Source organism: Actinoplanes sp. NPDC048791 (assembly GCF_040650095.1).
GTDB lineage: Bacteria > Actinomycetota > Actinomycetes > Mycobacteriales > Micromonosporaceae > Actinoplanes.
In genome coordinates this window covers 1-2,145 of the sequence record NZ_JBEZGQ010001258.1, presented here as the reverse complement: position 1 = coordinate 2,145, position 2,145 = coordinate 1, and the positions used below count along the sequence as shown (strand labels likewise).

The 2,145-nt window shown below is 72.3% G+C and carries 3 protein-coding genes; 1 reads left to right on the top strand and 2 read right to left on the bottom strand.

The window, feature by feature from the left end:
- A partial coding sequence (locus AB0C29_RS45105; protein WP_360834060.1) for a cytochrome P450 occupies positions 1–644 on the top strand: 644 nt, incomplete at its 5' end.
- 4 nt (positions 645–648) lie between these two features.
- On the opposite strand, the gene AB0C29_RS45100 is transcribed toward AB0C29_RS45105, so the two are convergent.
- Together AB0C29_RS45100 and AB0C29_RS45095 are read right to left on the bottom strand one after the other, a co-directional pair.
- Positions 649–1,302, bottom strand: a complete 654-nt coding sequence (locus AB0C29_RS45100) for a lamin tail domain-containing protein (RefSeq protein ID WP_360834058.1) — start codon at positions 1,300–1,302, stop codon at positions 649–651.
- A 73-nt stretch (positions 1,303–1,375) separates the two neighbouring features.
- The coding region (locus tag AB0C29_RS45095; RefSeq protein ID WP_360834056.1) for an NAD(P)-dependent alcohol dehydrogenase at positions 1,376–2,145 on the bottom strand (770 nt) is incomplete at its 5' end.

Genomic DNA, 2,145 nt, shown 5'->3' with positions numbered 1-2,145 from the left:
TCGACGTGCTCCTGGCCGCGGACGCGCCCGCGCTCAGCGACCTGCAGGTCGAGCGGCTGATCCGGGGGATCATGCTGGCCGCGTATGGCGTCCCGGCGGCCGCCCTGACCTGGATCGTGCACGACCTCGTGGCTCATCCGGAGGTGCGGCGCGCGGTCGAGCAGGAGGCCGCCGCCCACGACACCGAGGTGGCGCCGCCGACGACTTCATTGCCGTACACGGAGGCTTTTGTCAAAGAAGTGCTGAGGTTGCGCCCGCCGACCTGGCTCATCGGCCGGACCGCGCGGCGGGCGACCACCCTGGGCGAATGGCGCCTCGACCGGGGGGACCAGGTCCTGTTCAGCCTGTACGCCCTGCACCGCGACGAACGGTGGTGGCGCGACCCGGAGGCCTTCGACCCCCAGCGGTGGCTGGAGCCGCGGGCCCAGCTGCAACGCCACACCTACCTGCCGTTCGGCGCGGGGCCGCGGGTCTGCGTGGGGACGCAGCTGGGCATGATCCAGCTGGTGCTGAGCACCTTCTGGCTGGTGCGCGAGTACGACGTGAGCATCGCGCCCGGCAACGGCGGCACCCCGGACTTCGGCGGTCTGCTGACACCGCAGGGTCTGACCGCGTCGTTCCACCGCCGCGCCGGGCAGCAGTGACGCCTCAGCCGATGGACGGGGTCTCTGTCGTGGGATCGTCCGCAGGCGGCGCCGGGGTAGTGATGACGGGCGTCGTGGTGGTCGGCGGTGTCGTGGGCTCGACGGGGCCCGGTCGGGTGGTCGTCGGTGCGGGAGCCGGCGGATTGGTGCCGACGGCGGTGTTGCCGAGGGGGCCGCAGTTCGTCGCGCCGGTGCCGCGGCTCGTCCACTTGCACGTGTCGTAGACGCGCCCCGACGAGCTGCGCAGCGTCGCCGTGTCGCCGGGGTTGTTCCAGATGTGCCAGCCCCGTCCCTGGTAGAGGCGGGAGCTGTCGGGCGTGCCGTCCGGCTTGCGGCCGTTGGTGCCCTTGCCGGTGTGGACGTAGACCGTCTTCTTCGCACCGATCACATGCGACGGGAAGGTGTACGTGTAGCCGTTCGCGTCCTTGATGGTGAAGCGGTCCAGCCGCGCCGCGAACGTCGAGTTGTTGTAGATGCGGACGAACTCCCCGTTGACGCTGCTGTTCGCGTTCGTGTCGGGGTTGCTCGGGGAGTCGAACTGGATGAGGTGGAACTGCAGGTTCGGGGTGGCGGCCTCGGCCGGCATGGCGACGGCCACGGTGCCGAGGACGGCGGCACCAGCTGCGGCGGCCACGGAGATACGAAGACGGCGGTTCATGGCAGTCAGGCTAAATGCGACACTGCGGGACACCCCTCCTGCGAATGGTCATGATCGGGCAGCTGTGCGGCTGCTAGATCGTGACGACGAGCTTGCCCGGGTAGCGGCCCGCCGACAGGTCGCGGATCGCCCCGGCCGCCTCGGCCAGCGGATAGCTGCGGCCGATCACCGGCGTGACCTGGCCCGACTCGAGCAGCGGGCTCAGCTCCGCGAGCTCCTCGGCGCGCACCCGGGCGGTCACGCCGCGCAGGCGCTGGCTCATGAAGGGTGAGAGCAGCGGCGCGGCCATCTGGCGCTGGAAGCCGCCCATGATCCGGCCCTTGGCGTGCCCGCCTCCGACCAGAGCGATCGTGCCGCGCGGCGTCGCGGCCCGGCGCAGCAGTGACAGCGGCCGGTTGCCCGCGGTGTCGATGATGACGTCGTACACCGGGCCGTCGCGGTCCACCTCGTGCCGGGTGTAGTCGATGACGCCGTCGGCGCCCAGGGACCGGACCAGGTCGGCCTTTCCGGTGCTGCAGACGCCGGTGACGCTCGCCCCGTACGCCTTGGCGAGCTGGACCGCGAAGGTCCCGACGCCGCCGCCCGCACCGGTGATCAGCACCCGCCGGCCGGCCTGCACGCCCCCGTCGCGCAGGCTCTGCAGGGCGGTGACGCCGGAGACCGGGGTCGCCGCCGCCTGCTCGAAGGAGATCGCGGCGGGTTTGCGGGCGAGCCGGTCCTCCTTGGCGGTCGCCTGCTCGGCGAACGAGCCGGTCGCGCAGGTGCCGTAGACCTCGTCGCCCGGCCGGAAGCGCGTGACCCGGGCGCCGACCGCGGTCACCACGCCGGCGACGTCCAGGCCGC

Excerpts from the sequence above, each read along its gene's own strand:
- AB0C29_RS45100 (WP_360834058.1), bottom strand. The coding sequence starts at position 1,302 with ATGAACCGCCGTCTTCGTATCTCCGTGGCCGCCGCAGCTGGTGCCGCC.